Genomic DNA, 23,776 nt, shown 5'->3' with positions numbered 1-23,776 from the left:
TGGTGACGCCGCCTGCTCCGGGTGCGCCGGGTGTTCCGGTGGGGACTGAGGGTGGTGTGGTGACGCCGCCTGCTCCGGGCGCGCCGGGTGTTCCGGTGGGCACTCAGGGCGGCGTCGTGACACCGCCCGCCCCGCCTGCGCCAGGTGGCCCCGCGGCCGTTCCGGTCGCTGCCGACGTGCCCGGTGTCCCGGGCGCCCCGATCGAAGCGGCCGCCGGTGGAGTCGGCGCCGAGGCTCCCGCACCTGCCGCGCCGATCTTCGGAGACGCAGGCGTGGCCGCCCCGGCCGGTCTGCCCGGTGGTGGCGCCCCGGTCGAGGGCGCGGCGGGTGCAGCCGCCCCTGGCGGTCTGCCCGGTGGCGGTGCGCCGATCGACGCGGCAGCAGGCGTCGCCGGTCCCGGGACGCCCCCGGCCCCCGGTGGTGGCGCTGCAGCGGCCGTGCCCGGTGGGACACCGCCGGGTGCCCCCGCACCGGGTGCCCCGATCGTCGGTGAAGCCGGCGTGGTGGCGCCGCCGCTGCCTCCCGCCCCTGGTGGAGCAGCCAATGTGCCGGCCGGTGCGTTGACTCCGCCGACTCCGCCGACGCCGCCTGCGTCCACGACGGTTCCGGCCGGTGCGGTGACTCCGCCGACTCCGCCGACGCCGCCTGCGTCCACGACGGTTCCGGCCGGTGCGGTGACTCCGCCGACACCGCCGACCCCCGGCGGCCCCGTCAACACCTCGGTGTCCGGTGGCACGCCGCCGACGCCAGGGACCCCGCCGGGGTCGGTCACCACAGGTGGTGGCGTGCCGTCTTCACCCACGCCGGGAGCTCCGGGCAGCTCGATGACGGTGGCCGACCTGCTGACACCGCCCGGTGCCCTGCGGGCGGTGCAGGACACGGCATCGTCGGTGGCGAGCGTCCTCCCGCCGCCGCCGGCACCCGCCCCGGGCGCCGTGGGTGCGGCCTCGGTGGGTGTGCCGGGCCCGCCGGATCCGGTGACCCCGCTGGTCGCGACGGGTCTGTCGAACCTGGTGAACCCCTCGCCGCTGTCGATCCCGTCGATCCCGGGCCTGCCGGTCCCGCTGCCCAACGAGATCCCGGTGCCGTCCGATCTGCTGTGCATCGGAACGGACTGGTCGGCCACGGCGGAGGATTCAGCGACCGCGCCGATCGCCAACGCCGACATCCCGCGAGCGTTGATCACCGGGACGGTGCCCGCGGGCCGGGACCGCTGGGGCAACGAGTAACAACCGACGAGCAGTGACGGACGGGCAACCGTTCGTCACTGCTCGGTCATCGTGCCTTCGGCTGTGTACCCGAGGACTGGGCGTCGGCGACCAGATCGCTCGCCACCTGGAACAGCGGGACGTTCGAATCCTGCGACAGCTTGCGCAACAGGTCGAACGCCTGCACCGCGGTGACGCCGTAGCGCTCCATCACCATGCCCTTGGCCTGGCCGATGATGTCGCGGCTGGCCAGCGCCCGCCGGAACTGCTCGTCGCGGCGCGCCGAATTCCACGCCACCGATGAATGGGCCGCGAAAATCAGTCCCAGCGTGCGTGATTCGGTTCCGAACGCATGCGGTTGTTCGGCGTAGATGTTCAACGCGCCCAACGTTTCCCCCGCGATGAACAACTGGAATGCCATGATCGACCGGATCGGTGTCTCGGCCAACGCGTCGCGCCGGTAGTCCGGGAACCGGTCGTCCAGCTCGAGGTCTGCGACGTGGACGGTCTTCTCCTCCCACGCCGCCGTGAGGCACGGTCCCTGCAGATGACGTTGCTGGATCTTGTCCAGCAGCACCGGCCACTCGGAGGTGGCAGCCGGCGTCTCGATGTTCTTGGAGTTCCTGGTCAGGGTGATACCGGCGTACTGGGCGCCGGGAATCTCGGCAGCGGCATGCTCGGCCAGTTCGGCGATCACACTGTCGGTGTCGCCGTCCGTCCTGTTGTGCAGCCCCTGCACCAACTCGGCCACACGCAGATGTGCGACCTCGACCGGGGTTGGTTCGTCCACCCTCACCGTCCTGCTCATGCGTCAATAGTGCTCCGAGATTAGCGCCCGCGCGCACAACCTCGTGTCCGTCTGGCGAAGACGACACCCGCACCGTCACAAGGCGCGCAGATACCGTCGGGTGACCAGTCGCTGGGCCAGCGTGGTGACAGGACCGGCGCTTCTGCTCCACCAGGTCGCGTGCCGCGAGAACGCGCGGACCTCCGCGTGGACCGCTTCGGTCACCGGGTCGAATCGCACCGCGAAGAGTTCCTCACCGGTCTCGGGATGACCCGCCAGCGTGCCGTAGGCGAACCCGCGACGGTCGGTTTCGTCGAAGACGGCAACCACCCGGCACGGCGCGGGCACCGGACCCAGGTGGACAACCACGGTGGCCCCGACCTCGGCCACCGGCGACGTGGCATCCACCCGCAATCCCGCTCCGCGCAGCATGCCGTAACGCATCCCGGCAGCGGCCGCTTCATCGAACCGTGCGCGACCACGGCCGATGACTGCCGATTCGGACACGTGGCGGTACCCGGCGGGCATTTCTCCCACGGTGGCGCCGACCTCGGAGTAGGTCAACGGCCGGTCCAAGACGTCCCTCAACTTCATGTCGCCAGCTTGACAGCAGTGCTGTCGACACGCGGAGCAAACTCGGTGCTGCCGCCGAACACACGACCCAATACGGTGAGCGGGTGACCGTGGACAAATCCCCTGCGCATATCGGCGGTGGTTTCAATCCGCCGCAACCGACCACCCGCGGCGGACCCGACTACGGTCGTTTCATCGAGGCCGTCCGTACCCTGCAGGATCACGCCCGTGCCGCCGACGCGCCCGACGACGTCATCACCCGCGCAGCAGACCTCATCGAAGAGGTGTCGCAGCTGCTGGCGCCCTACGAAGCCGACGAGTGGTCGTCGCCGTCAGGACGCCGCTCCGACCTGCCCAACCGCGGCAACATCCTGGGTATCCCGTCGAAACTGCACGTCACCGACGACAACCGCCTCAAAGGGAGCATCCGGTTCCGTCGGTTCCACCTCGGCCGCAACGGTGCCGCGCACGGCGGTGCGGTGGCCCACTTGTTCGACTCCGTACTGGGCTACGCATCCTTCAAACTCAGCGACAGCCAGGCCCAGCGCACCGCGTTCCTACACGTCGATTACCGCAAGATCGCCCTTGTGGAGCGCGAACTGCAGGTCGAAGCCCAGATCGACGAGATCGTGGAACGAAAGATCTTCGTCTCCGGTCGGCTGCTCGACGGCGACGACGTCCTCGCCGACGCGCACGCACTGTTCGTCAAGCTGAAACCGGGTCAGCCGTGACCGGGAACGACAGAGTCAGCATCGCCAAGCGGTGGGCACGCTGGCGCGACCGACTACGGCAGCGCCGGATGGTTGATCTGGGTTACCGCATCACCATCGGTGTCGTCGGCCTGATCGTGCTGGCCGTCGGCATCATCGCGATCCCGTACCCCGGCCCGGGCTGGGCCATCGTGTTCCTCGGGTTGGGCATCCTGGCCACCGAGTTCGAGTGGGCCCACCGGCTGCTCCGCTACGCCCGCAAGCGCTACGACGCGGCGATGGCCTGGTTCAAACAGCAGGGGCTGTGGGTCCAGCTCGCCGGCGCGTTGTTCACCGCCGCGGTCGTGCTCGGCACCCTGTGGCTGTTCGGCGCGGTTGCCTTCGCGGCGCGACTGGTCAACATCGAGCACCCGTGGCTCGAGAGCCCCGTTGGTCTGGGGAGCTAGCGACCGGTCCCGATAGCATGGTCGCCGTCAGCGACTCGGTCCTGGCTCACCACGCCACGTCCTTCGACAGTTTGGAGATCCCGCCATGAGCGCGCCCGCCCGCCCCGCCCCGGCTGCCCCGATACGGGTCGCTGCCGGGACCACCGCGGCGCAGGCAGTGCGCGACGCCGGTCTTCCGTCACGGGGAGCGCCCGACGCCGTCGTCGTCGTCCGCGACGCGGACGGCCGACTGCGTGACCTGTCCTGGGTTCCCGACACCGACGTCGAGGTGACGCCCGTCCCGGCCGACAGCGAGGACGGTCGCAGCGTCATCCGGCACTCGGCTGCCCACGTGTTGGCCCAGGCGGTGCAGGAACTGTTTCCCGATGCCAAGCTCGGGATCGGCCCGCCGATCACCGACGGCTTCTACTACGACTTCGACGTGGCCGAACCGTTCACCCCCGAGGACCTCGAAGCCCTCGAGAAGCGCATGCGCAAGATCGTCAAGGACGGCCAACTCTTCGAACGCCGTGTCTACCCCTCCAAGGACGCCGCCCGCGAAGAACTGGCCAACGAGCCCTACAAGCTCGAACTCGTCGACGACAAATCCGGCGACCCCGAGGTGATGGAAGTGGGCGGCGACGAGCTCACCGCCTACGACAACCTCAATCCCCGTACCCGCGAACGGGTTTGGGGAGACCTGTGCCGCGGCCCGCACATTCCGACCACCAGGTACATCCCGGCGTTCAAGCTGACCCGCAGTTCGGCGGCCTACTGGCGCGGCAACCAGAACAACGCCAGCATGCAACGCATCTACGGCACCGCGTGGGAGTCCCAGGAGGCACTCGACCGCCATCTCGAGCTCATCGAGGAGGCGCAGCGCCGCGACCACCGCAAGCTCGGTGTCGAGCTGGATCTGTTCAGCTTCCCCGACGAGCTCGGCTCGGGTCTGCCGGTGTTCCACCCCAAGGGCGGGGTGGTGCGACGCGAGCTGGAGGACTACTCGCGGCGCAAGCACCTCGAAGCCGGGTACGAGTTCGTCAACACCCCGCACATCACCAAAGAGCAGCTCTACGTCACCTCCGGACATCTGGAGTGGTACGCCGACGGGATGTTCCCGCCGATGCACATCGACGCCGAACTCAACCCCGACGGCACGGTGCGCAAACCGGGGCAGGACTACTACCTCAAACCGATGAACTGCCCCATGCACCACCTGATCTACCGCTCACGGGGCAGGTCCTACCGCGAACTTCCGCTGCGGCTCTTCGAATTCGGATCGGTGTACCGGTACGAGAAGTCCGGTGTGATCCACGGCCTGACCCGCGTTCGGGGCATGACCCAGGACGACGCCCACATCTACACCACCCGCGAGCAGATGCGCGACGAACTGGCGTCGCTGTTGGGCTTCGTGCTCGATCTGCTCGCCGACTACGGCCTCGACGACTACTACCTGGAGCTGTCGACCAAGGACCCCGAGAAGTACGTCGGATCCGATGAGATCTGGGACGAAGCCACCGACACCCTGCGCGAGGTCGCGGAGGCCTCCGGTCTGGACCTGGTGCCCGACCCGGGTGGCGCGGCGTTCTACGGTCCGAAGATCTCCGTCCAGGTCAAGGACGCGCTGGGCCGCAGCTGGCAGATGTCGACCATCCAGCTCGACTTCAACATGCCCGAACGTTTCGAGCTCGAGTACACCGCCGCCGACGGAACCCGGCAGCGTCCCGTGCTGATCCACCGTGCGCTGTTCGGCTCCATCGAACGGTTCTTCGGCGTCCTGACCGAGCACTACGCGGGTGCGTTCCCCGCATGGCTGGCGCCCGTGCAGGTGGTCGGGATCCCCGTCGCCGACGGGCACATCGACTACCTGCACGACGTCGCGGCGCAGCTGCGGGGCAGCGGAATTCGCGTCGAGGTGGACATCAGCGACGACCGGATGGCCAAGAAGATCGTCAACCACACCAACCAGAAGGTGCCGTTCATGCTGCTCGCGGGGGACCGCGACGTCGACGCCGGTGCGGTGTCCTTCCGGTTCGGTGACCGCACGCAGATCAACGGAATACCGCGCGACGTCGCGGTCAAGACCATCGTCGATTGGGTGCAACGCAGAGAAAACGCCTTCCCCACAGCCGATCTGGTGACGATCGACCACACGAACGAGGGGTGACGTGGACCCGGAGGACACCATCATCGACCGCGGTGCGGGGGAGCCCGACCGTCTGCAGAGATTGTGGACGCCGCACCGGATGAGCTACATCGCCGACGCCGTCAAGGGCGGCTCGGCGACCTCCTCGGAGCCGTTCACAGACATCCCCAACATGTCCGACGAGGACGGTCTGGTCGTCGCCCGCGGCGATCTCGTCTACGCCGTGCTCAACCTCTACCCGTACAACCCGGGCCACCTCATGGTGGTGCCGTACCGGCGCGTGGCCGAGCTCGAGGAGCTCACCGTGCCCGAGAGCGGTGAGCTGATGGCGTTCACGCAGAAGGCCATTCGGGTGATCAAGGCGGTGTCCCGGCCGCACGGTTTCAACGTCGGCCTCAATCTCGGTACCTCCGCCGGCGGCTCCCTCTCTGAGCATCTGCACATGCACGTGGTGCCCCGCTGGGGAGGTGACGCGAACTTCATCACCGTCATCGGTGACTCGAAGGTCATCCCGCAGCTGCTGCGCGACACCCGCGCCCTGCTGGCCGCCGAGTGGGAAAACCAGACGTGAGCGACTTCTACCTGATGACGCGTGCGGCGTACACCAAGCTGTCGCGTCCGGTGGCGCGCGCCGCGCTACGGGTGGGCCTGACGCCGGACCGCGTGACGATTCTCGGCACCGCGGGATCGGTGCTCGCAGCGCTGACGCTGTTCCCGATGGGGGAGCTGTGGTGGGGCGCGGTGGCGGTGTTCGTCTTCGTGCTCGCCGACATGCTCGACGGCGCGATGGCCAGGGAGCGCGGCGGCGGTACCCGCTTCGGGGCGGTCCTGGACGCGGCCTGTGACCGCGTCAGCGACGGCGCGGTGTTCTGCGGGTTGCTGTGGTGGGCGGCGTTCGGTCTGGACAGTCCCGAACTCGTGGTGGCCACCATGATCTGCCTGGTCTCCTCGCAGGTGATCTCCTACATCAAGGCCCGCGCGGAAGCCAGCGGGCTGTCCGGTGACGGCGGGCTGATCGAACGGCCGGAACGGTTGGTGATCGTGCTCGTCGGTGCCGGATTGTCGGACTTCCCGCTGGCGCCACTGCCGTGGCTGCTGCACGTCGCGATGTGGGTGCTCGCGGTGACCAGTGTCATCACCATCGGCCAACGTCTGCACAGCGTGCGCACTTCTCCCGGCGCGATGGACCGTCTGACCGGACCCGACCACACCGAGACACCGGAGCAATGACCGAGCGACCCGGGCCGGGCGGCTTGCTGGCTTTACCGTCGGCGGTCGGAGGCCAGCTCACCGACTGGGGGTACGCCGCCGGCTGGCGACTGGTCCGGGCCGCCCCGGAGATCGTGGCTCGCAACGCATTCGGTGCCGGCGCTCTGTATGCCTCGCGTAACGGCGGCCCACGTCAGCTGCGCAAGAACCTGGCCCGGGTCATCGGGGTGAGCCCCGAGGACGTCCCCGACGAGCTGATGCGGGCCTCGCTGGCGTCCTACGCCCGCTACTGGCGGGAGGCGTTCCGGTTGCCGTCGATGGATCACGCCGAGCTGGGTCGCAAGCTCAGCGTCGACAACGTCGAGATGCTGTGGGCGGCTCTCGAGGAGGGGCGGGGCGCCGTGATGGCGCTTCCCCACAGCGGCAACTGGGACATGGCCGGGGTCTGGCTGGTCCAGAATCACGGCAGCTTCGCCACGGTCGCAGAACGTCTCAAACCCGAGTCGCTGTACAACCGGTTCCTGGCCTACCGCGAGAGCCTCGGATTCGAGGTGGTGCCGCTGTCGGGTGGCTCGCGGCCCCCGTTCGACGTCCTGCGCGACCGGCTGCTCGACAACGGGGTGGTGTGCCTCATGGCCGACCGGGATCTGACCCGCACCGGCGTGCAGGTGGACTTCTTCGATGAGCCCACCCGGCTGCCCGCCGGCCCGGCGAAGCTCGCGCTGGCCACCGGCGCGGCGCTGTTCCCGGTGCACTGCTGGTTCGAGGACGACGGCTGGGGGATGGCGGTCTACCCGGAGTTGGACACCAGCAGCGGCGACGTCACGGCGATCACGCAGGCGCTGGCCGATCGGTTCGCGCAGAACATCGCCGAGCACCCCGCGGACTGGCACATGATGCAGCCCCAGTGGCTGGCCGACCTGTCGCGGGAGCGTCGGGCGCGTCTGGAAGAGACGTCCTGATGCGCATCGGGATGGTCTGCCCATACTCGTTCGACGTTCCCGGCGGCGTGCAGTCCCACGTGCTGCAGCTCGCGGAGGTCATGCGCGAGCATGGCCACGACGTCAGTGTGTTGGCCCCGGCCTCACCCGAGGCCGCCGCGACGCTGCCGGACTACGTCGTCTCCGGCGGCAAAGCCGTCCCGATCCCGTACAACGGTTCGGTGGCGCGGCTGCGGTTCGGGCCGGCCACCCACCGCCGGGTCAAGAAATGGCTGCGCGACGGGCACTTCGACGTCCTGCACCTGCACGAACCCAACGCTCCGAGCCTGTCGATGCTGGCGCTGAACATCGCCGAGGGCCCCATCGTCGCGACGTTTCACACATCGACCACCAAGTCGCTGACCTTGACCGTGTTCGAACCGATCCTGCGTCCCATGCACGAGAAGATCGTCGGCCGCATCGCGGTGTCCGACCTCGCGCGCCGCTGGCAGATGGAAGCCCTGGGCAGCGACGCTGTCGAGATCCCCAACGGGGTCGACGTCGACTTCTTCGCCCGCGCGTCGCGGCTGCCGGGTTATCCGCGCGCGGGCAAGACCGTGCTGTTCCTCGGCCGCTACGACGAGCCGCGCAAAGGGATGGCCGTCCTGCTCGGTGCGCTGCCGGCGGTGGCCGCGCGGTTCGACGACATCGAGATCCTCGTCGTGGGGCGCGGTGACGAGGACGAACTGCGTCGGCAGGCCGGACCGCTGGCGAAGCATCTGCGCTTCCTCGGCCAGGTCGACGACCACGACAAGGCCTCGGCGATGCGCAGCGCGGACGTGTACTGCGCCCCGAACACCGGCGGCGAGAGCTTCGGGATCGTGCTGGTCGAGGCGATGGCTGCGGGGACGCCAGTGGTCGCCGCCGACCTCGACGCGTTCCGGCGCGTGCTGCGCGACGGCGACGCCGGACGCCTGGTCCCGGTCGGCGACGCCGACGCCATGGCCGCGGCGCTGATCGACGTGCTGGCCGATGAGGCGCTGCGGGCGCGCTACATCGAGTGCGCGACCGAGACCGTCGCCCGATACGACTGGTCGGTGGTGGCCGGACAGATCCTCCGGGTGTACGACACGGTCGCCGGATCCGGCGTGAAAGTCCAGGTTGCGTCGTGATCACCTGGGCGACAGCGGTGATCGTCGTCGCGGTGGTCCTGCTCGTGGTGCTCGTCGCGATCTGGGCCTATCAGACCGCGAACCGTCTGGACCGGCTGCACGTGCGTTACGACCTGTCCTGGCAGGCGCTCGACAGTGCCCTGGCCCGACGCGCGGTGGTGGCGCGGGCCGTGGCCACCGACGCCTACGGGGCCGGGCCCGCCGGGAAGCGGCTCGCCGCCCTGGCCGATGCCGCCGAACGCGCGCCCCGTTCCCAGCGCGAGGGCGCCGAGAACGAACTGTCGGCCGCGCTGTCTCACGTGGACCCGAGTTCCATTCCGCGCGCGCTGGTGGCCGAGTTGGCCGACGCCGAAGCCCGGGTGCTGTTGGCGCGCAGATTCCACAATGATGCCGTCCGCGACACCCTCGCGCTGCGCGAACGCCGTCCGGTGCGGTGGCTCAAACTCGGCGGGACAGCAGCTCTGCCAACGTATTTCGAGATCGCCGAGGGCGGAGAGCGGTCGACCAGGGAAGCCGTGCCGGCACCGCGTCGCACCTCGGCACGCGCGGTGCTGCTCGACGAGCACGGGGCGGTGCTGCTGCTGTGCGGGTCCGATCCCGCGCTGATGGGCTCGCCCAAGCCGCGCTGGTGGTTCACGATCGGGGGTGCGGCACAGGCGGGTGAGACGCTGGCCGAAACCGCGGCCCGCGAGATCGAGGAAGAGACCGGCCTGCGCGTGTCGCCCACCGAACTGATCGGGCCGATCTGGCGCCGCGAGGCGGTCATCAACTTCAACGGCGCGGTGTTGCGCAGCGAAGAGATGTACTTCGTCCACCGCGTACGCCGCTTCGAGCCGTCCGAGGCCGGTCGCAGCGGTCTGGAGCGGACCTACATCCACGGCCACCGTTGGTGTGATGCGACAATGATCGAACAACTGGTCGCCGACGGTGAGGCCGTCTACCCGCTGCAGCTGGGAGAGCTTCTCGACGAGGCGAACGCGCTGGCCGATGCGCCGGACGCGGTTTCCCGGCGACCGCTGCAATCCATCCGCTGACGCGGAACATTTTCGGATTTGCGGGCGTCACTAAACTGGTTCGGTAGCTATTGAAGGAGAAAAGCTGTGGAAACCGAAGGGCTCGGGGCTCAGCCCTCGTCAGCTGACGGTCCGTCTGCCCGAGGCACCGCGCGGGTGAAGCGCGGGATGGCCGAAATGCTCAAGGGCGGCGTGATCATGGACGTGGTCACCCCGGAGCAGGCCCGGATCGCCGAAGGCGCGGGCGCGGTGGCTGTCATGGCCCTCGAGCGCGTCCCCGCCGACATCCGCGCCCAGGGTGGGGTGTCGCGCATGAGCGACCCCGACATGATCGAGGGCATCATCGACGCGGTCACCATCCCCGTGATGGCCAAGGTGCGGATCGGCCACTTCGTGGAGGCACAGATCCTGCAGAGCCTCGGTGTGGACTACATCGACGAGTCCGAGGTTCTCACCCCGGCCGACTACACCAACCACATCGACAAGTGGAAGTTCACCGTGCCGTTCGTGTGCGGGGCCACCAACCTCGGTGAGGCGTTGCGCCGGATCACCGAGGGCGCGGCGATGATCCGCTCCAAGGGCGAGGCCGGCACCGGCGATGTGTCCAACGCCACCACCCACATGCGCAAGATCGGCGGTGAGATCCGCCGTCTGACGTCGCTGAGCGAGGACGAGCTCTACGTCGCGGCCAAGGAACTGCAGGCCCCCTACGACCTCGTGGTGGAGGTCGCTCGCGCCGGGAAGTTGCCGGTCACGCTGTTCACCGCGGGTGGTATCGCGACGCCGGCCGATGCGGCGATGATGATGCAGCTCGGCGCCGAAGGGGTGTTCGTGGGCTCGGGCATCTTCAAGTCCGGCAATCCCGCCGAGCGCGCCGCGGCCATCGTGAAGGCGACCACCTTCTACGACGATCCCGACGTGTTGGCCAAGGTGTCGCGCGGGTTGGGCGAGGCGATGGTCGGCATCAACGTCGACGACATCCCGGTACCGCACCGTCTCGCCGAGCGCGGCTGGTAGCACCGGCCTCATGGCGATCGAACAGATCCTCGACCTGGAACAGATCGAGGTCAACATCTACCGCGGTGGTGTGTTCAGCCCGGAATCTGGCTTCCTGCAACGCACTTTCGGCGGTCACGTGGCCGGGCAGTCGCTGGTGTCGGCGGTGCGCACGGTGGACCCGAAGTTCATGGTGCACTCGCTGCACGGGTACTTCCTGCGGGGCGGCGACGCCCGATCCCCGTCGGTCTACACCGTGGAGCGGATCCGCGACGGCGGGTCGTTCTGCACGCGACGCGTCAGCGCCATCCAACACGGCGAGACCATCTTCTCCATGTCCGCGTCGTTCCAGACCGACCAGAGCGGCATCGAACACCAGGATGCGATGCCACCGGCGCCGCCGCCCGACGACATCCCGGACTTCAAGTCCTCCAGCAAGGTGTTCGACGACGCGAGCTTCCGCCAGTTCGACGAGTGGGACGTGCGCATCGTGCCGCGCGACCAGCTGAGCAAACGCGAGGGCAAGGCGTCCCAGCAGCAGGTGTGGTTCCGCCACCGCGATCCGCTGCCCGACGACCACGTGCTGCACATCTGCGCGCTGGCCTACATGAGCGACCTCACACTGTTGGGTTCGGCGCAGGTCAACCACGTCGAGGAACGCAAGCATCTGATGGTGGCGTCGCTGGACCATGCCATGTGGTTCATGCGGCCGTTCCGCGCCGACGAGTGGTTGCTCTACGACCAGTCCTCGCCGTCGGCGTGCGGGGGACGCTCGCTGACTCAGGGCAAGATCTTCAACCGCTACGGGGAGATGGTCGCGGCGGTCATGCAGGAGGGCCTGACCCGCTACCCGCGGGATTTCACGCCCGGTCGCGCGTGAACGCTGTGCGAGATGGTCGCTCGGACAAGCCTCGCCCCGTCGTCGGGGTGCTCGCGCTGCAGGGCGACACCCGAGAACATCTTCAGGCGTTGCGTGCCGCCGGCGCCGAAGCCGTCACCGTGCGTCGTGTCGAGGAGCTGAATGCGGTTGATGCACTGGTGATTCCGGGTGGCGAGTCCACGACGATGAGCCATCTGCTGCGCGAGTTCGAACTGCTCGAACCGTTGCAGAAGCGCCTCGCCGACGGCATGCCGGCCTACGGGTCGTGTGCCGGGATGATCCTGCTGGCCGGAGAGATCCTCGATGCCGGGGTACCCGGGCGCGAGGCGCTGCCCCTGGGCGGTCTCGACATCACCGTGCGGCGCAACGCTTTCGGGCGGCAAGTCGACTCCTTCGAGGAGGATCTGGAGTTCGCCGGCATCGACGGTCGGGTGCGGGCGGTGTTCATCCGCGCTCCCTGGGTGGAGCGGGTGGGCCCCGGGGTGGAGGTGCTGGCCACCGCCGCGGGCCATCCGGTGGCGGTGCGTCAGGGCCGGATGCTCGCGACGTCGTTTCATCCCGAGGTGACCGGCGACCGCCGGGTCCATGCGATGTTCGTCGAATCGCTACGGGCGGGGTGAGCGCAACCCCAGGGTGCGCCGGCCTGCGGTGACCAGTTCGTCGCGCAGCCTGTCGGCGTCGCCGTCGCGGTAGTCCACACCGACGGCAGCCGAGATTCCCGCCATCACGATCGCAGCCTTGACCTGGCCGCCCAGGCCCGGTTCGACACCTGCGAACAGATCCATCTGTCGGGCGACGATCGCCCCCCAGGCCGGGCGTGTGCGCAGCAGTTCGCCGACGCTCGGGTCCCCGGTGAGCACGGGGATCAGCGTGCGGTTGGCCACCGCAAACGCCGCGAACCCGCTCAGCATCGCTTCGGCCTGCGCCCGCGGGGTGCGCTGGGAACCGGCGCCGGCGACCAACTGCGCAAGGTCGGTGATGACCGGCTCGACGATGGCTTCCAGAAGCTCCTCGCGGGTTCGGAAGTGGTGGTAGATGGCAGATTTCGTGAGCCCGAGCTCGTCGGAGATCATCTGCAGCGAGGTCCCCGCCACGCTGTGGCGACCGAACAGCTCGATGGCGGTGTCGATGAGCCGCTGGCGCGTGGTGCCGCTCACAGTCCCACCATCCAGGTAGAACATCTAACAATTGCCGATCGGCTGACCATTCGTACAGTCTATAGCTGTACGATTGGTCAGTGTCCGGCTGTACGCTTGGTCAGTTGGATCTGGCTCCAGGAGTGTGCTCGACCGGCAGTGCCCTCCACATGAAAGAGGAATCATGACAACCGATTTCGCCCGCAAGGGGCGCGCCGCCTTCGATCTGTCCGGCAAGGTGGTGGTCGTCGTCGGGGCCGGCCAGATGCCGGGCGACACCACAGGCAACGGTCGGGCCACCGCGATCCTGGCTGCCCGCCACGGCGCCGAGTTGGTCGCTGTCGACATCAACCTCGAGTCGGCGCAAGAGACCGCCGACATCATCACCGCCGAAGGCGGCAGGGCCTACGCGGTGTACGCCGACGTCGCCGAAAAGCAGGACTGCCAGAACATCTTCGACACCGTGCTGCAGCGCAGCGGGCGCGTCGACGGGATGGTCTACAGCGCGGCGGTCAATCCGCCGTTCGACTTCGAGACCAATTCGATGACCGTGGAGAACTTCAACCGCGGCATCAACGTCAACATGCTCGGGGCCTATCACTGCAATCTCTTTGCCGCGCAGTGCATGGAGAAAAACGAGGGCGCCTCCACCGGCAGCATCGTCAACCTCTCTTCGATCGCCAGCCTGAAGAACGAGATCGGGCTGAACATCGGGATCATGCCGTACGCCCTGGGCAAGTGCGGGCTGAACTACATCACCGAACTCACCGCGGTCCAGTTCGCCGCCTCCGGCGTGCGGGCCAACACCCTGATGCTCGGTCCGATCGACTCGACCCTGGGCAATCACGACTCCCAGGAGTTGTTCAATCACACCCCCGAGGAGGTCGCCGAGGCCTACGGCGAGGTCGTGAACCTCAAGATGGGCAAGGCCAGCACCTGGGAGACGGCCTACGCCGCCCTGTACCTGCTCGCCGACGAGTCGCGGTTCATGACCGGTCAGCAGATCCGGCTGGACGGAGGCGCTGCGCTGGTGCGCTGACCCCGGTCAGCGTAGCGGCAGCCCGGTGATCGCACGGGCCATCACCAGACGCTGAATCTCGCTGGTGCCCTCGAAGATCGTGAAGATCTTCGCATCGCGATGCATCCGCTCGACGGGGTAATCGCGGGTGTACCCGTTGCCGCCGAGGATCTGGATGGCCTCGTCGGTGACATAGACCGCGGTCTCGCTGGCCACCAGCTTGGCCATCGAGCCCTCGGCGGACTCGAAGGCCTTGCCGTTGCGGGCCATCCAGCCGGCCCGGTACACCAGCAGCCGGGCGGCGTCGATACGTGCCTTCATGTCGGCGAGCTTGAACGCGACCGCCTGGAACTCGCCGATCTTCCGACCGAATTGCTCACGCTCGCAGGCGTAGTCGCGCGCATACTCATACGCCGCGCGCGCCACGCCGACCGCCATGGCGCCGACGGTGGGCCGAGTGCGCTCGAACGTCGCCAGCGCGGCTTGGCCGGCGGCCTTCTTGCCTTCACGCACCTTGGCGATGCGCGCGTCGAACTTCTCCTTGCCGCCGACGATCAGCCGGCCGGGAATGCGTACGTCGTCGAGCACCACCTCGGCGGTGTGGGAGGCGCGGATGCCGTGCTTGAGGAACTTCTGTCCTTGGGAGAGTCCCTTGGTGCCCGGCGGGATGATGAACGACGCCTGCCCGCGGGTGCCGAGTTCGGGATGGACCGACGCGACCACGACGTGCACCTCGGCGATGCCGCCGTTGGTGGCCCAGGTCTTGGTGCCGTTGAGCACCCATTCGTCGGTGGCCTCGTCGTAGCGCGCGCGGGTCAGGATGGCGCCGACGTCGGAACCGGCGTTGGGTTCCGAGGAGCAGAACGCGGCGACCTTGGGGTCGTCGATGCTGCCGAACATCTGCGGGACCCACTCGCCGACCTGTTCCGGGGTGCCGTTGGCGGCCAGCGATGCCGCCGCCAGTCCGGTGCCCAGGATCGCCAGCGCGATGCCTGCGTCCCCCCAGAACATCTCCTCGAAGGCGACGATCATCCCGAGGCCGGTGGGCTCGGCGGCCTGCTCGGCGAAAAACTCCATGGAGTACAGGCCGATCTTGGCGGCTTCTTGGATGATCGGCCACGGCGTCTCTTCGCGTTCGTCCCACTCGGCGGCCGCCGGACGGACCACGTCGGCGGCGAACTCGTGCACCCACTTCTGCACGTCGAGCAGATCGGAGGACAGCTCCAGGGAGAAGGTCATGACGCCGATCTTACTGCGGAGTAAGATCGGGGTCATCGCGGTGTGTCGGACCTAACAGCGGACCCCTGTTGTCCCATGTGGTGGGGCAACAGTCCTGGCCGCCGTAAACTGGGCAATCGACTCTGATGTCGGCGGAAGAGGTAGTACCTGCATGAGCGGCCATTCCAAGTGGGCCACCACCAAGCACAAGAAGGCCGTGATCGACGCGCGTCGCGGCAAGAACTTCGCCAAATTGATCAAGAACATCGAGGTGGCGGCCCGGACGGGTGGCGGTGACCCGGGCGGAAACCCGACGTTGTACGACGCGATCCAGAAGGCCAAGAAGAACTCGGTCCCCAACGACAACATCGAGCGCGCGCGCAAGCGCGGCGCAGGTGAGGAGGCCGGCGGCGCCGACTGGCAGCCCATCACCTATGAGGGGTACGGACCCAACGGCGTGGCGATCCTCGTGGAGTGCCTCACCGACAACAAGAACCGCGCCGCAGGGGAAGTCCGGGTGGCCATGACCCGCAACGGCGGCAGCATGGCCGACCCGGGCTCGGTGTCCTACCTGTTCTCCCGCAAGGGAGTGGTGGTCCTGGAGAAGAACGACCTGACCGAGGACGACGTCCTGACCGCGGTTCTCGATGCTGGCGCCGAGGATGTCAACGACCTAGGGGACAGCTTCGAGATCCTCTCCGAACCCACCGACCTCGTCGCGGTCCGCACGGCACTGCAGGACGCCGGGATCGACTACGAGTCGGCGGAGGCCAGCTTCCAACCGTCGGTCACGGTGCCACTCGACGTCGAAGGCGCGCGCAAGGTGATGAAGCTCGTCGAGGCGCTCGAAGACAGCGACGACGTGCAGGACGTCTACACCAACGCCGACATCCCCGACGAGGTCCTGGCGCAGCTCGAGGACTGACGTCCTTCGGCTCACGCCGGTGCCGGCTGGGCCGTAGGCTCGCTCCGTGCCGCACATCGAAGGTGCCGACGGCGTGCGCTGGTCGGTGCGTCGCCACTGGATGCCGCTGCTCCATTACCTGGACATGGCCAGCTGGGGCAACAGCACGTTCGGGGCGGTGATGTTCGTCCTCGCGCTGCCGTTCATACTGGCCTGGCCGTTCTGGCTCCTGGCCAAATTCTGCGGTGTGCCGTGGAAGGTCGTGGTCAAGCGCGACGACGACGAGGTCGCGGTGGAGAAGATCACCGGCTGGCGGGCCTCCGGTCGACGCATCGACGAGATCGTGCGCGGCGTCCAGATCTGCGGTCGGGTGATCGAGCCGGGGGAGCAGGTGCAGGATCTGCGGCCCTACACCTGAGGTGTGTCGCACCGGCCCGCGTGTCGGCCCTGACGCTAGGCTATCGAACAAATGTTCTCGTCGAAGGGGCTGGCGTGCGGGTGATGGGAGTCGATCCCGGACTGACCAGGTGCGGTCTGTCGGTGATCGAGAGCGGCCGCGGCCGCCAGGTTGTCGCGCTCGACGTCGACGTCGTGCGCACTCCCGCCGATCACCCTCTCGCGCACCGGTTGTTGGCCATCAGCGACGCTGTCGAGCACTGGCTCGACACCCACCGTCCCGATGTCCTGGCCATCGAGCGCGTGTTCTCCAACCAGAACGCGAACACCGCGATGGGGACCGCCCAGGCCGGCGGGGTCATCGCACTGGCCGCGGCGCGACGCGACATCGACGTCCACTTCCACACTCCCAGCGAGGTCAAGGCGGCCGTCACCGGCAACGGACGCGCCGACAAGGCGCAGGTCACGGAGATGGTCACCAGAATCCTTGCGCTGCAACAGAAACCCACACCCGCCGATGCTGCCGACGCCTTGGCGCTCGCCATCTGTCACTGCTGGCGGGCCCCGATGATCGCGCGGATGGCCATGGCCGAGGAGATGGCCGCCGAACAGCGCCGCAGGTACCAGGCCACTCTCAAAGCTGCGAAGTCCGGCAAGGCCGGCCCCAGGGTGAGGAGCGCGACGTGATCGCCGCGGTCCGTGGTGAGGTCATCGACATCGCGCTCGACCATGCGGTCGTCGAGGCCGCGGGGGTGGGTTACAAGGTGATGGCGACGCCTTCCACGCTGGCCACGCTGCGGCGCGGCGAGGAAACCCGCCTGATCACCGCGATGATCGTGCGCGAGGACTCGATGACGCTCTACGGCTTCACCGACGCCGACGCCCGCGACCTGTTCCTGACCCTGCTCGGGGTCTCGGGGATCGGGCCGAGCATTGCGTTGGGTGCGCTGGCCATCTACGACGGCCCGGCGCTGCGCCAGGCCATCGGGGACGGTGACATCCCCGCGTTGACACGAATTCCCAAGGTGGGCAAGAAGACTGCCGAGCTGCTGGCCCTCAGTCTGCGAGACAAGATCGGCGCGACCACAGCCGCCGGCGTGACCTCGAGCACGGTTCACGGAGTGCGCGGCCCGGTCGTCGAGGCTCTGATCGGCCTGGGCTTCCCGGCCAAGCAGGCCGAGGAGGCCACCGACAAGGTGCTCGCCGACCAGCCCGAGGCCGACACCTCGACCGCATTGCGCGCCGCGTTGTCGATGCTGGGGAAGAAGTAGCACCATGGGCCGATTTCCCGAAGGAGGCTCGGCCGACGATCCCGAGGAGCGGGACGTCTCACCCGCGCTCACCGTGGGGGAGGGCGACATCGACGCCAGCCTGCGCCCACGCTCGCTGAGTGAATTCATCGGTCAGCCCCGCGTCCGGGAACAGCTGCAACTGGTACTCGAAGGTGCCAAAAACCGTGGCGGCACCCCGGACCACATCCTGCTTTCCGGCCCGCCGGGGCTGGGCAAGACCTCGCTGGCGATGATCATCGCCGCCGAACTCGGCTCCTCGCTGCGGTTGACCTCCGGTCCCGCGCTGGAACGCGCCGGAGACCTGGCTGCGATGCTGTCGAACCTGGTCGAGCACGACGTGCTGTTCATCGACGAGATCCACCGCATCGCCCGCCCGGCCGAGGAGATGCTGTACCTGGCGATGGAGGACTTCCGGGTCGACGTCGTCGTCGGCAAGGGCCCCGGGGCCACCTCGATCCCACTGGAGGTCGCGCCGTTCACGCTCGTCGGCGCCACCACCCGCTCCGGCGCGCTGACCGGACCGCTGCGGGACCGTTTCGGTTTCACCGCCCACATGGACTTCTACGAGCCCGCCGAGCTGGAGCGCGTGTTGACCCGTTCGGCCGGCATCCTCGGGATCGCGCTGGGCGCGGAGGCGGCCTCCGAGATCGCCCGCCGGTCGCGGGGCACGCCGCGCATCGCCAACCGGCTGTTGCGCCGGGTACGCGACTACGCCGAGGTTCGCGCGGACGGCGTCATCACCCGCGACATCGCCAAGGCCGCCCTGGAGGTCTACGACGTCGACGAACTCGGCCTGGACCGACTCGACCGGGCGGTGCTGTCGGCGCTGACCCGCAGTTTCGGCGGCGGACCGGTCGGCGTGTCCACCTTGGCCGTGGCGGTGGGGGAGGAAGCCACCACGGTCGAGGAGGTGTGCGAGCCGTTCCTGGTGCGGGCCGGCATGATCGCCCGCACCCCGCGCGGGAGGGTGGCCACCCAGTTGGCCTGGACCCACCTCGGCCTCACCCCGCCGGCGGGCGCGGTCGGGTTGGGGCAGTCCGCCCTCTTCGACTGAGCCTCCGGAGCGGTTATCGGGTCCCGGCACCGGGTATCCGCACCGCATACCCGAGGAGGCACATCATGGTTGACACATCTACCCGTCCCCGTGGGGGCAAGCTGCAGATCCCGCGCAGCCGCGGCGCACTCAGCGGACTTCTCGTGATGGTGTTGGGACTGTGGGGCGCGCTGGTGCCGTTCATCGGCCCCAACTTCGATTTCGCGTTCACCCCGGATCAACCCTGGGTCTGGACCATGGGCCGCGGTTGGCTGGAGGTCCTGCCCGGCGCGGTCGCCGTCCTGGGTGGCCTGCTGATGCTCGTGTCGCGCAACCGGGCCACCGCCATGCTCGGCTCGTGGTTGGCCGTCGGTGCCGGCGCGTGGTTCGTCATCGGGCGGGCGTTGGCCGGCCCACTGGGTCTCGGCTCAGCCGGTGTCCCGGTCGCCGACACCGAGTCCAAGCGCGTCTGGCTCGAGCTGACCTACTTCTACGGCCTCGGTGCGCTGATCGTGTTCCTCGGTGCGTTGGCGCTGGGCCGGCTGTCGGTGCGCAGCGCCCGTGACATCGCCTATGTCGAGACGCGCACCGCGCCCCACACCCCGGTGGCCGCGGAGCCGCATCCGGTTGTGGCGCAGACCGACACCGGACCGGTCACCCGGAACGACGACACCACCGTGCTCGATGCGCCCCGGCCCGCCGGGAAGGTGGGACGGCGTCGGCCGTCGCTGTTGAGCCGGTTCCGGCATCGCAACGACCGGAAGTTGACGGTGTGAGGCTGCCAGCGAAAGCTCCTGTGGCGCAGGCGATAACCTGCGCCACAGTGGTGTAGGCGGCGTTAGATCCGACACATTCGGGCGGTCGCGGGGCGGTTTCGGCCGGTGCTGGCGTTACGGTAGATGAATAGCTTTGCTAATCATCTTAGGAGGCCAGATCGTGCACCCGCATTCGGAGCGGCTGTCCGAATTGTTCTCGTCGCGCCTGACGGTTCCGGCCGACGACGACGTCGCCGGCATCGTGCTCGGGCCGCGCCTGCCGGGTCTGTGCCGCGCTCTCGGTGTGCCGGAGCGGGATTGGTGGACGATCGCCAGGCTGACCGACCGGCTTGCCGAGCCGGCCACTCTCGACGCGCTGGGTGCCTACGTCGACGTCCTGATCGCCGAGAGGTGCCGTCAGCCCGGTGACGATCTGATCAGCGACCTCATCGCCTACCACGTGGACGGCCAGGACCTGACCGCCGACGAGATCCGCGAACTGGTCGTCGATCTGATCGCGTTCTGACCGGTCAGCCCGTGTAGGCCATCACGTGCTTGATGCGGGTGTAGTCCTCCAGCCCGTACATCGACAGGTCCTTGCCGTGCCCGGACGACTTGAACCCGCCGTGCGGCATCTCGGCCACCAGTGGAATGTGGGTGTTGATCCACACGCACCCGAAGTCCAGCGCCGAGGACACCCGCAGCGCCCGTGACACATCCTTGGTCCACACCGACGACGCCAGACCGTACTCGACGCCGTTGGCCAAGGTGACCGCCTCGTGTTCGTCGGTGAACGACTGCACGGTGATCACCGGTCCGAAGATCTCCTGCTGGATCAACCTGTCGTCCTGGCGCAACCCGCCGATCACCGTGGGCTCCACATAGAATCCCTTGTCGCCCTGGCGATTCGCGCCGACCGCCACGGTCGCGTGCGACGGAATGTCCGAGAAGAACGAAAGTACGCGGTCCAGTTGGGCGGCGTTGTTGACCGGCGGCACCCAGGCGTCCTCGTCGTCGGCGGGTCGGCCGAACGTCGTCGTCGCACCCTTGGCCTGCTCGGCCAATGCGGCGGTGAGATCACCGGCGATCGATGCCGAGGCGAGCACGCGGGTCGCCGCGGTGCAGTCCTGTCCGGCGTTGAAGTATCCCGCTGTGGCGATGCCTTCGGCAGCAGCGGAGAGGTCTGCGTCGTCGAACACGATCACCGGCGCTTTCCCGCCCAACTCGAGGTGGGTGCGCTTGAGGTTGCCCCCCGCGCTGGTGGCCACCGCACGTCCCGCTGCCACGGACCCCGTGATGGCCACCATCTGCGGTGCCGGGTGGGCGACGAGGTTCGCTCCGGTGACCCGGTCACCGGTGACCACGTTGAGCACGCCGGGCGGCAGGTGCTCGGCGGCCAGCTCGGCGAGCATCACCGTGGTCACCGGGGTGGTGTCGCTGGGCTTGATGACGACCGTGTTGCCGGCCGCGATCGCCGGGCAGATCTTCCAGATCGCCATCATCATCGGGTAGTTCCAGGGGGCCACCTGGCCGATGACGCCGACGGGCTCGCGCCGGATCCAGGAGGTGTGGTCGGCCATGTACTCCCCGGCCGACTTGCCCTCCAGCACCCGGGCGGCGCCGGCGAAGAACCGGATCTGGTCGACCATCGGTGGGATCTCTTCGACGGCGGTGACATGGTTGGGCTTGCCGGTGTTGCGGCCCTCGGCGGCGACGAGCGCGTCCGCGTTCTTCTCCACCTCGTCGGCGAAGTCCAGCAGTGCCTTCTGCCGCTGCGACGGCGTGGTGCGCCGCCACTGGGCGAAGGCCTTCGTGGCGGCGGCGTATGCCGCATCGATGTCGTGCTCGTTGGACACCGGTGCCGTTCCGTACTGCTCGCCGGTGCTGGGGTCGATCAGGGGCATCGTCGCTCCGCCGGCCGAGTCGACGAGCTCTCCACCGATGAAGTTCTGCACCGTGGTCATGGGTTGGGCTCCCTGTCGTGGTCGGGGACTTCGATCAACGGTCGGTAAGGGCTCGGGCCACCACGTCGAGGCCCTCGGCCAGAAGTTCGTCGCTGATGGTCAGCGGCGGCAGAAAGCGCAACACATTGCCGAACGTGCCGCACGACAACACGATCACGCCTTCTCGATGGGCGGCCGCGCACACCGCTCGGGTCAGGTCGGGGTCGGGCTCGCGGGTGCTCGCAACCACCAGTTCCACGGCGATCATCGCGCCGCGGCCCCGGACGTCACCGATTCGGGGGTCGTCGGCCTGCAGGCGGTGCAACCGGTCTTTCATCAACGCCTCGATCTGCACGGCACGCCCCACGAGTCCTTCGGCCTCGATGGTCTCGATGGTCGCCAGCGCGGCCGCGCACGCGATCGGGTTTCCGCCGTAGGTGCCGCCCAGGCCGCTGACGTGGGCGGCGTCCATGATGTCCGCGTGGCCGGTGACCGCCGACAGCGGCATGCCGCCGGCAATACCCTTCGCGGTGACGATCAGGTCCGGGACGATGCCCTCGTGTTCGCAGGCGAACATCGTGCCGGTCCGGGCGAAACCGGTCTGCACCTCGTCGGCGACGAAGACCACATCGTTGTCCCGGCACCATTGCAGCAGCGTGGGCAGGAAGCCCTCGGCGGGCACGATGAAGCCACCCTCACCCTGGATGGGTTCGATCACCACCGCCGCGAGGTTGCCTGCGCCGACCTGCTTGTCGATGACGTCGATCGCCCGGCGCGCCGCCAGTTCCCCGTCCACGGCACCGAATTCGGCGTCCCGGAACGGATATGACAGTGGCGCGCGGTAGACCTCGGGAGCGAACGGGCCGAAACCGTGCTTGTACGGCATCGACTTCGCGGTCAGCGCCATCGTCAGGTTGGTCCGGCCGTGGTAGGCGTGATCGAAGGCCGCGACCGCCTGCTTGCCCGTGTAGGAGCGGGCGATCTTCACCGCGTTCTCCACCGCCTCCGCGCCGGAGTTGAACAGCGCCGTGCGCTTCTCCCCGTCACCGGGAGTGAGCCGGTTGAGCGCCTCGGCCACCGCCACATATCCCTCGTACGGCGTCACCATGAAACAGGTGTGGGTGAACAGTGCTGCCTGCTCGGTCACGGCGTCGACGACGCGGGGCGCCGAGTTGCCGACTGTGGTCACCGCGATACCCGAGCCCAGGTCGATCAGCCGGTTCCCGTCGACGTCCTCGACGATCCCGCCGAACGCGCGCGCGGCGAACACCGGCATCGTGGTGCCGACCCCGCGGGCCACCGCGGAGGCCCGGCGTGCCATCAGTTCGACCGATCGTGGGCCGGGAATGGCGGTGGTGAGCCGGCGACTCTGCTCGAGGACACTCACGCAGAAGAACCTCCTGGACCTGGTGCATCGAGCGTAGGCCACCTCAACACAATCCGTCGGTATCAGCGCGGAAATGCCGTGGAATCAGGCTATGACTCCTGCTTTTCCGACGGAATCCGTCGTCTGTGGGTGGCGGGTGAGGGAGTCGGCGGGCAGTGGCACACTGGTCAACGACTTCCGCACCACTCGGAGACACTCGGAGCCCCCGGACTATAGGTAGGGTTCTTCCACGCACGAACCGATACGAAAGATTTTTGCCGTCATGGATCTGGTCATCTTCCTGCCCCTGCTCATCATCATGGGCGCCTTCATGTTCTTCGCCTCGCGGCGGCAGAAGAAGGCGATGCAGGCCACCATCGACCTGCACAATTCGCTGCAGATCGGTGACCGCATCCACACCACGTCCGGACTGCAGGGCACGATCACCGGTATCAGCGACGATTACGTCGACGTCGAGATCGCCCCGGGCGTGGTGACGACGTGGATGAAGCTCGCGGTGCGGGATCGCATCACCGACGACCTCGACGACGACATCGAGCTCGACGAGTCGCCGGCCGACGCACCGAACACCAAGACTGACAGCTGACATCCCAGCTTCAGCACGTACGCTGTTGCCGTCGCGAACGCCCATCGGCGCACTTGACGAACTGATCCC

General features: G+C 68.2%; 26 protein-coding genes and 1 pseudogene. 21 read left to right on the top strand and 6 right to left on the bottom strand.

Features of this window, described 5'->3' with window-relative positions:
- Positions 1–1,229 (top strand): annotated as a pseudogene (locus ACAG25_RS07720) (hypothetical protein); the annotation flags it as partial.
- Positions 1,230–1,275: 46 nt separating this feature from the next.
- Here the strand turns inward: ACAG25_RS07720 and ACAG25_RS07715 are convergent.
- Positions 1,276–2,016 (bottom strand): GAF and ANTAR domain-containing protein, encoded by a 741-nt coding sequence (locus tag ACAG25_RS07715; RefSeq protein WP_370487746.1) that lies wholly within the window; start codon positions 2,014–2,016, stop codon positions 1,276–1,278.
- A 75-nt stretch (positions 2,017–2,091) separates the two neighbouring features.
- Positions 2,092–2,589: a DUF1990 domain-containing protein gene (locus ACAG25_RS07710; RefSeq protein WP_370487745.1), complete on the bottom strand. Its 498-nt coding sequence runs from the start codon at positions 2,587–2,589 to the stop codon at positions 2,092–2,094.
- A gap of 83 nt (positions 2,590–2,672) precedes the next feature.
- Between ACAG25_RS07710 and ACAG25_RS07705 the strand changes: the two genes are divergently transcribed.
- From ACAG25_RS07705 to pdxT, 11 genes are all read left to right on the top strand, one after another.
- A complete protein-coding gene (locus ACAG25_RS07705; protein WP_370487744.1) occupies positions 2,673–3,299 on the top strand; it encodes a PaaI family thioesterase in 627 nt (208 codons plus the stop codon).
- Positions 3,296–3,724 (top strand): TIGR02611 family protein, encoded by a 429-nt coding sequence (locus tag ACAG25_RS07700; RefSeq protein ID WP_370487743.1) that lies wholly within the window; start codon positions 3,296–3,298, stop codon positions 3,722–3,724. The genes ACAG25_RS07705 and ACAG25_RS07700 overlap by 4 nt, the downstream gene beginning before the upstream one ends.
- 85 nt (positions 3,725–3,809) lie before the next feature.
- Entirely contained in the window at positions 3,810–5,870 is a 2,061-nt protein-coding gene (thrS, locus tag ACAG25_RS07695) for a threonine--tRNA ligase (protein WP_370487742.1), read from the top strand.
- Position 5,871: 1 nt separating this feature from the next.
- Positions 5,872–6,420, top strand: a complete 549-nt coding sequence (locus ACAG25_RS07690; protein ID WP_370487741.1) for an HIT domain-containing protein — start codon at positions 5,872–5,874, stop codon at positions 6,418–6,420.
- Complete coding sequence (gene pgsA, locus ACAG25_RS07685) at positions 6,417–7,079, top strand: phosphatidylinositol phosphate synthase (RefSeq protein ID WP_370487740.1); 663 nt, start codon at positions 6,417–6,419, stop codon at positions 7,077–7,079. The genes ACAG25_RS07690 and pgsA overlap by 4 nt, the downstream gene beginning before the upstream one ends.
- Complete coding sequence (locus ACAG25_RS07680; RefSeq protein ID WP_370487739.1) at positions 7,076–8,020, top strand: phosphatidylinositol mannoside acyltransferase; 945 nt, start codon at positions 7,076–7,078, stop codon at positions 8,018–8,020. The genes pgsA and ACAG25_RS07680 overlap by 4 nt, the downstream gene beginning before the upstream one ends.
- Positions 8,020–9,150 (top strand): glycosyltransferase family 4 protein, encoded by a 1,131-nt coding sequence (locus tag ACAG25_RS07675; protein ID WP_370487738.1) that lies wholly within the window; start codon positions 8,020–8,022, stop codon positions 9,148–9,150. Before ACAG25_RS07680 ends, ACAG25_RS07675 begins: the two co-directional genes overlap by 1 nt.
- Complete coding sequence (locus ACAG25_RS07670; protein ID WP_370487737.1) at positions 9,147–10,184, top strand: NUDIX domain-containing protein; 1,038 nt, start codon at positions 9,147–9,149, stop codon at positions 10,182–10,184. Before ACAG25_RS07675 ends, ACAG25_RS07670 begins: the two co-directional genes overlap by 4 nt.
- Positions 10,185–10,250: 66 nt before the next feature.
- The gene (gene pdxS, locus ACAG25_RS07665) at positions 10,251–11,180 is read left to right on the top strand and encodes a pyridoxal 5'-phosphate synthase lyase subunit PdxS (protein WP_370487736.1); all 930 of its coding nucleotides are present in this window, start codon (positions 10,251–10,253) and stop codon (positions 11,178–11,180) included.
- Positions 11,181–11,190: 10 nt separating this feature from the next.
- Positions 11,191–12,039, top strand: coding sequence for an acyl-CoA thioesterase II (gene tesB, locus ACAG25_RS07660; RefSeq protein WP_370487735.1), 849 nt, complete (start codon positions 11,191–11,193; stop codon positions 12,037–12,039).
- Positions 12,036–12,659, top strand: coding sequence for a pyridoxal 5'-phosphate synthase glutaminase subunit PdxT (pdxT, locus tag ACAG25_RS07655; RefSeq protein WP_370487734.1), 624 nt, complete (start codon positions 12,036–12,038; stop codon positions 12,657–12,659). Before tesB ends, pdxT begins: the two co-directional genes overlap by 4 nt.
- On the opposite strand, the gene ACAG25_RS07650 is transcribed toward pdxT, so the two are convergent.
- Positions 12,645–13,220 carry a TetR/AcrR family transcriptional regulator gene (locus tag ACAG25_RS07650; protein WP_370487733.1) on the bottom strand — a complete coding sequence of 192 codons (576 nt, stop codon included), beginning with the start codon at positions 13,218–13,220 and terminating at the stop codon, positions 12,645–12,647. The two genes, pdxT and ACAG25_RS07650, sit on opposite strands and share 15 nt — an antisense overlap.
- A gap of 139 nt (positions 13,221–13,359) precedes the next feature.
- On the opposite strand from ACAG25_RS07650, the gene ACAG25_RS07645 reads away from it, so the two are divergent.
- The gene (locus ACAG25_RS07645) at positions 13,360–14,214 is read left to right on the top strand and encodes an SDR family NAD(P)-dependent oxidoreductase (RefSeq protein WP_370487732.1); all 855 of its coding nucleotides are present in this window, start codon (positions 13,360–13,362) and stop codon (positions 14,212–14,214) included.
- A gap of 6 nt (positions 14,215–14,220) precedes the next feature.
- Here the strand turns inward: ACAG25_RS07645 and ACAG25_RS07640 are convergent, their stop codons facing one another.
- On the bottom strand, positions 14,221–15,432 hold the full coding sequence (locus ACAG25_RS07640) for an acyl-CoA dehydrogenase family protein (RefSeq protein WP_370487731.1): 1,212 nt from the start codon (positions 15,430–15,432) through the stop codon (positions 14,221–14,223).
- A 151-nt stretch (positions 15,433–15,583) separates the two neighbouring features.
- Between ACAG25_RS07640 and ACAG25_RS07635 the strand changes: the two genes are divergently transcribed.
- The 7 genes from ACAG25_RS07635 to ACAG25_RS07605 all read left to right on the top strand — a co-directional run bounded on the left by ACAG25_RS07635 (position 15,584) and on the right by ACAG25_RS07605 (position 20,317).
- Entirely contained in the window at positions 15,584–16,336 is a 753-nt protein-coding gene (locus ACAG25_RS07635; RefSeq protein ID WP_370487730.1) for a YebC/PmpR family DNA-binding transcriptional regulator, read from the top strand.
- 46 nt (positions 16,337–16,382) lie between these two features.
- Positions 16,383–16,733, top strand: a complete 351-nt coding sequence (locus tag ACAG25_RS07630; RefSeq protein ID WP_370487729.1) for a hypothetical protein — start codon at positions 16,383–16,385, stop codon at positions 16,731–16,733.
- A 74-nt stretch (positions 16,734–16,807) separates the two neighbouring features.
- On the top strand, positions 16,808–17,398 hold the full coding sequence (ruvC, locus tag ACAG25_RS07625; RefSeq protein WP_370487728.1) for a crossover junction endodeoxyribonuclease RuvC: 591 nt from the start codon (positions 16,808–16,810) through the stop codon (positions 17,396–17,398).
- The gene (ruvA, locus tag ACAG25_RS07620; protein ID WP_370487727.1) at positions 17,395–17,982 is read left to right on the top strand and encodes a Holliday junction branch migration protein RuvA; all 588 of its coding nucleotides are present in this window, start codon (positions 17,395–17,397) and stop codon (positions 17,980–17,982) included. Before ruvC ends, ruvA begins: the two co-directional genes overlap by 4 nt.
- A gap of 4 nt (positions 17,983–17,986) precedes the next feature.
- Positions 17,987–19,057 (top strand): Holliday junction branch migration DNA helicase RuvB, encoded by a 1,071-nt coding sequence (gene ruvB / locus ACAG25_RS07615; RefSeq protein ID WP_370487726.1) that lies wholly within the window; start codon positions 17,987–17,989, stop codon positions 19,055–19,057.
- 65 nt (positions 19,058–19,122) lie between these two features.
- Positions 19,123–19,812 (top strand): hypothetical protein, encoded by a 690-nt coding sequence (locus ACAG25_RS07610; protein ID WP_370487725.1) that lies wholly within the window; start codon positions 19,123–19,125, stop codon positions 19,810–19,812.
- A gap of 160 nt (positions 19,813–19,972) precedes the next feature.
- Complete coding sequence (locus ACAG25_RS07605) at positions 19,973–20,317, top strand: hypothetical protein (protein WP_370487724.1); 345 nt, start codon at positions 19,973–19,975, stop codon at positions 20,315–20,317.
- Positions 20,318–20,321: 4 nt separating this feature from the next.
- On the opposite strand, the gene ACAG25_RS07600 is transcribed toward ACAG25_RS07605, so the two are convergent.
- Together ACAG25_RS07600 and gabT are read right to left on the bottom strand one after the other, a co-directional pair.
- Entirely contained in the window at positions 20,322–21,755 is a 1,434-nt protein-coding gene (locus ACAG25_RS07600; RefSeq protein ID WP_370487723.1) for a gamma-aminobutyraldehyde dehydrogenase, read from the bottom strand.
- A 34-nt stretch (positions 21,756–21,789) separates the two neighbouring features.
- Complete coding sequence (gabT, locus tag ACAG25_RS07595; protein ID WP_370487722.1) at positions 21,790–23,121, bottom strand: 4-aminobutyrate--2-oxoglutarate transaminase; 1,332 nt, start codon at positions 23,119–23,121, stop codon at positions 21,790–21,792.
- Positions 23,122–23,383: 262 nt separating this feature from the next.
- Here gabT and yajC point away from each other — a divergent pair, with 262 nt between their 5' ends.
- The gene (gene yajC, locus ACAG25_RS07590) at positions 23,384–23,707 is read left to right on the top strand and encodes a preprotein translocase subunit YajC (RefSeq protein ID WP_370487721.1); all 324 of its coding nucleotides are present in this window, start codon (positions 23,384–23,386) and stop codon (positions 23,705–23,707) included.
- Positions 23,708–23,776: the final 69 nt, after the last annotated feature.

Origin of the sequence: Mycobacterium sp. pV006 (assembly GCF_041287115.1) — a bacterium.
GTDB lineage: Bacteria > Actinomycetota > Actinomycetes > Mycobacteriales > Mycobacteriaceae > Mycobacterium.
Note: the sequence above shows the minus strand (reverse complement) of the source record. Positions and strands in the feature narration are given on the sequence as shown.

Bases quoted from the DNA above. Each gene is read 5' to 3' on its own strand.
- ACAG25_RS07640 (WP_370487731.1), bottom strand. From the start codon at position 15,432: ATGACCTTCTCCCTGGAGCTGTCCTCCGATCTGCTCGACGTGCAGAAG.
- ACAG25_RS07675 (WP_370487738.1), top strand. From the start codon at position 8,020: ATGCGCATCGGGATGGTCTGCCCATACTCGTTCGACGTTCCCGGCGGC.
- ACAG25_RS07650 (WP_370487733.1), bottom strand. From the start codon at position 13,220: ATGTTCTACCTGGATGGTGGGACTGTGAGCGGCACCACGCGCCAGCGG.
- ACAG25_RS07710 (WP_370487745.1), bottom strand. From the start codon at position 2,589: ATGAAGTTGAGGGACGTCTTGGACCGGCCGTTGACCTACTCCGAGGTC.
- ACAG25_RS07680 (WP_370487739.1), top strand. From the start codon at position 7,076: ATGACCGAGCGACCCGGGCCGGGCGGCTTGCTGGCTTTACCGTCGGCG.
- ruvB (WP_370487726.1), top strand. From the start codon at position 17,987: ATGGGCCGATTTCCCGAAGGAGGCTCGGCCGACGATCCCGAGGAGCGG.
- thrS (WP_370487742.1), top strand. From the start codon at position 3,810: ATGAGCGCGCCCGCCCGCCCCGCCCCGGCTGCCCCGATACGGGTCGCT.
- ACAG25_RS07600 (WP_370487723.1), bottom strand. From the start codon at position 21,755: ATGACCACGGTGCAGAACTTCATCGGTGGAGAGCTCGTCGACTCGGCC.
- tesB (WP_370487735.1), top strand. From the start codon at position 11,191: ATGGCGATCGAACAGATCCTCGACCTGGAACAGATCGAGGTCAACATC.
- yajC (WP_370487721.1), top strand. From the start codon at position 23,384: ATGGATCTGGTCATCTTCCTGCCCCTGCTCATCATCATGGGCGCCTTC.
- ACAG25_RS07635 (WP_370487730.1), top strand. From the start codon at position 15,584: ATGAGCGGCCATTCCAAGTGGGCCACCACCAAGCACAAGAAGGCCGTG.
- ACAG25_RS07715 (WP_370487746.1), bottom strand. From the start codon at position 2,016: ATGAGCAGGACGGTGAGGGTGGACGAACCAACCCCGGTCGAGGTCGCA.
- ACAG25_RS07645 (WP_370487732.1), top strand. From the start codon at position 13,360: ATGACAACCGATTTCGCCCGCAAGGGGCGCGCCGCCTTCGATCTGTCC.
- ACAG25_RS07610 (WP_370487725.1), top strand. From the start codon at position 19,123: ATGGTTGACACATCTACCCGTCCCCGTGGGGGCAAGCTGCAGATCCCG.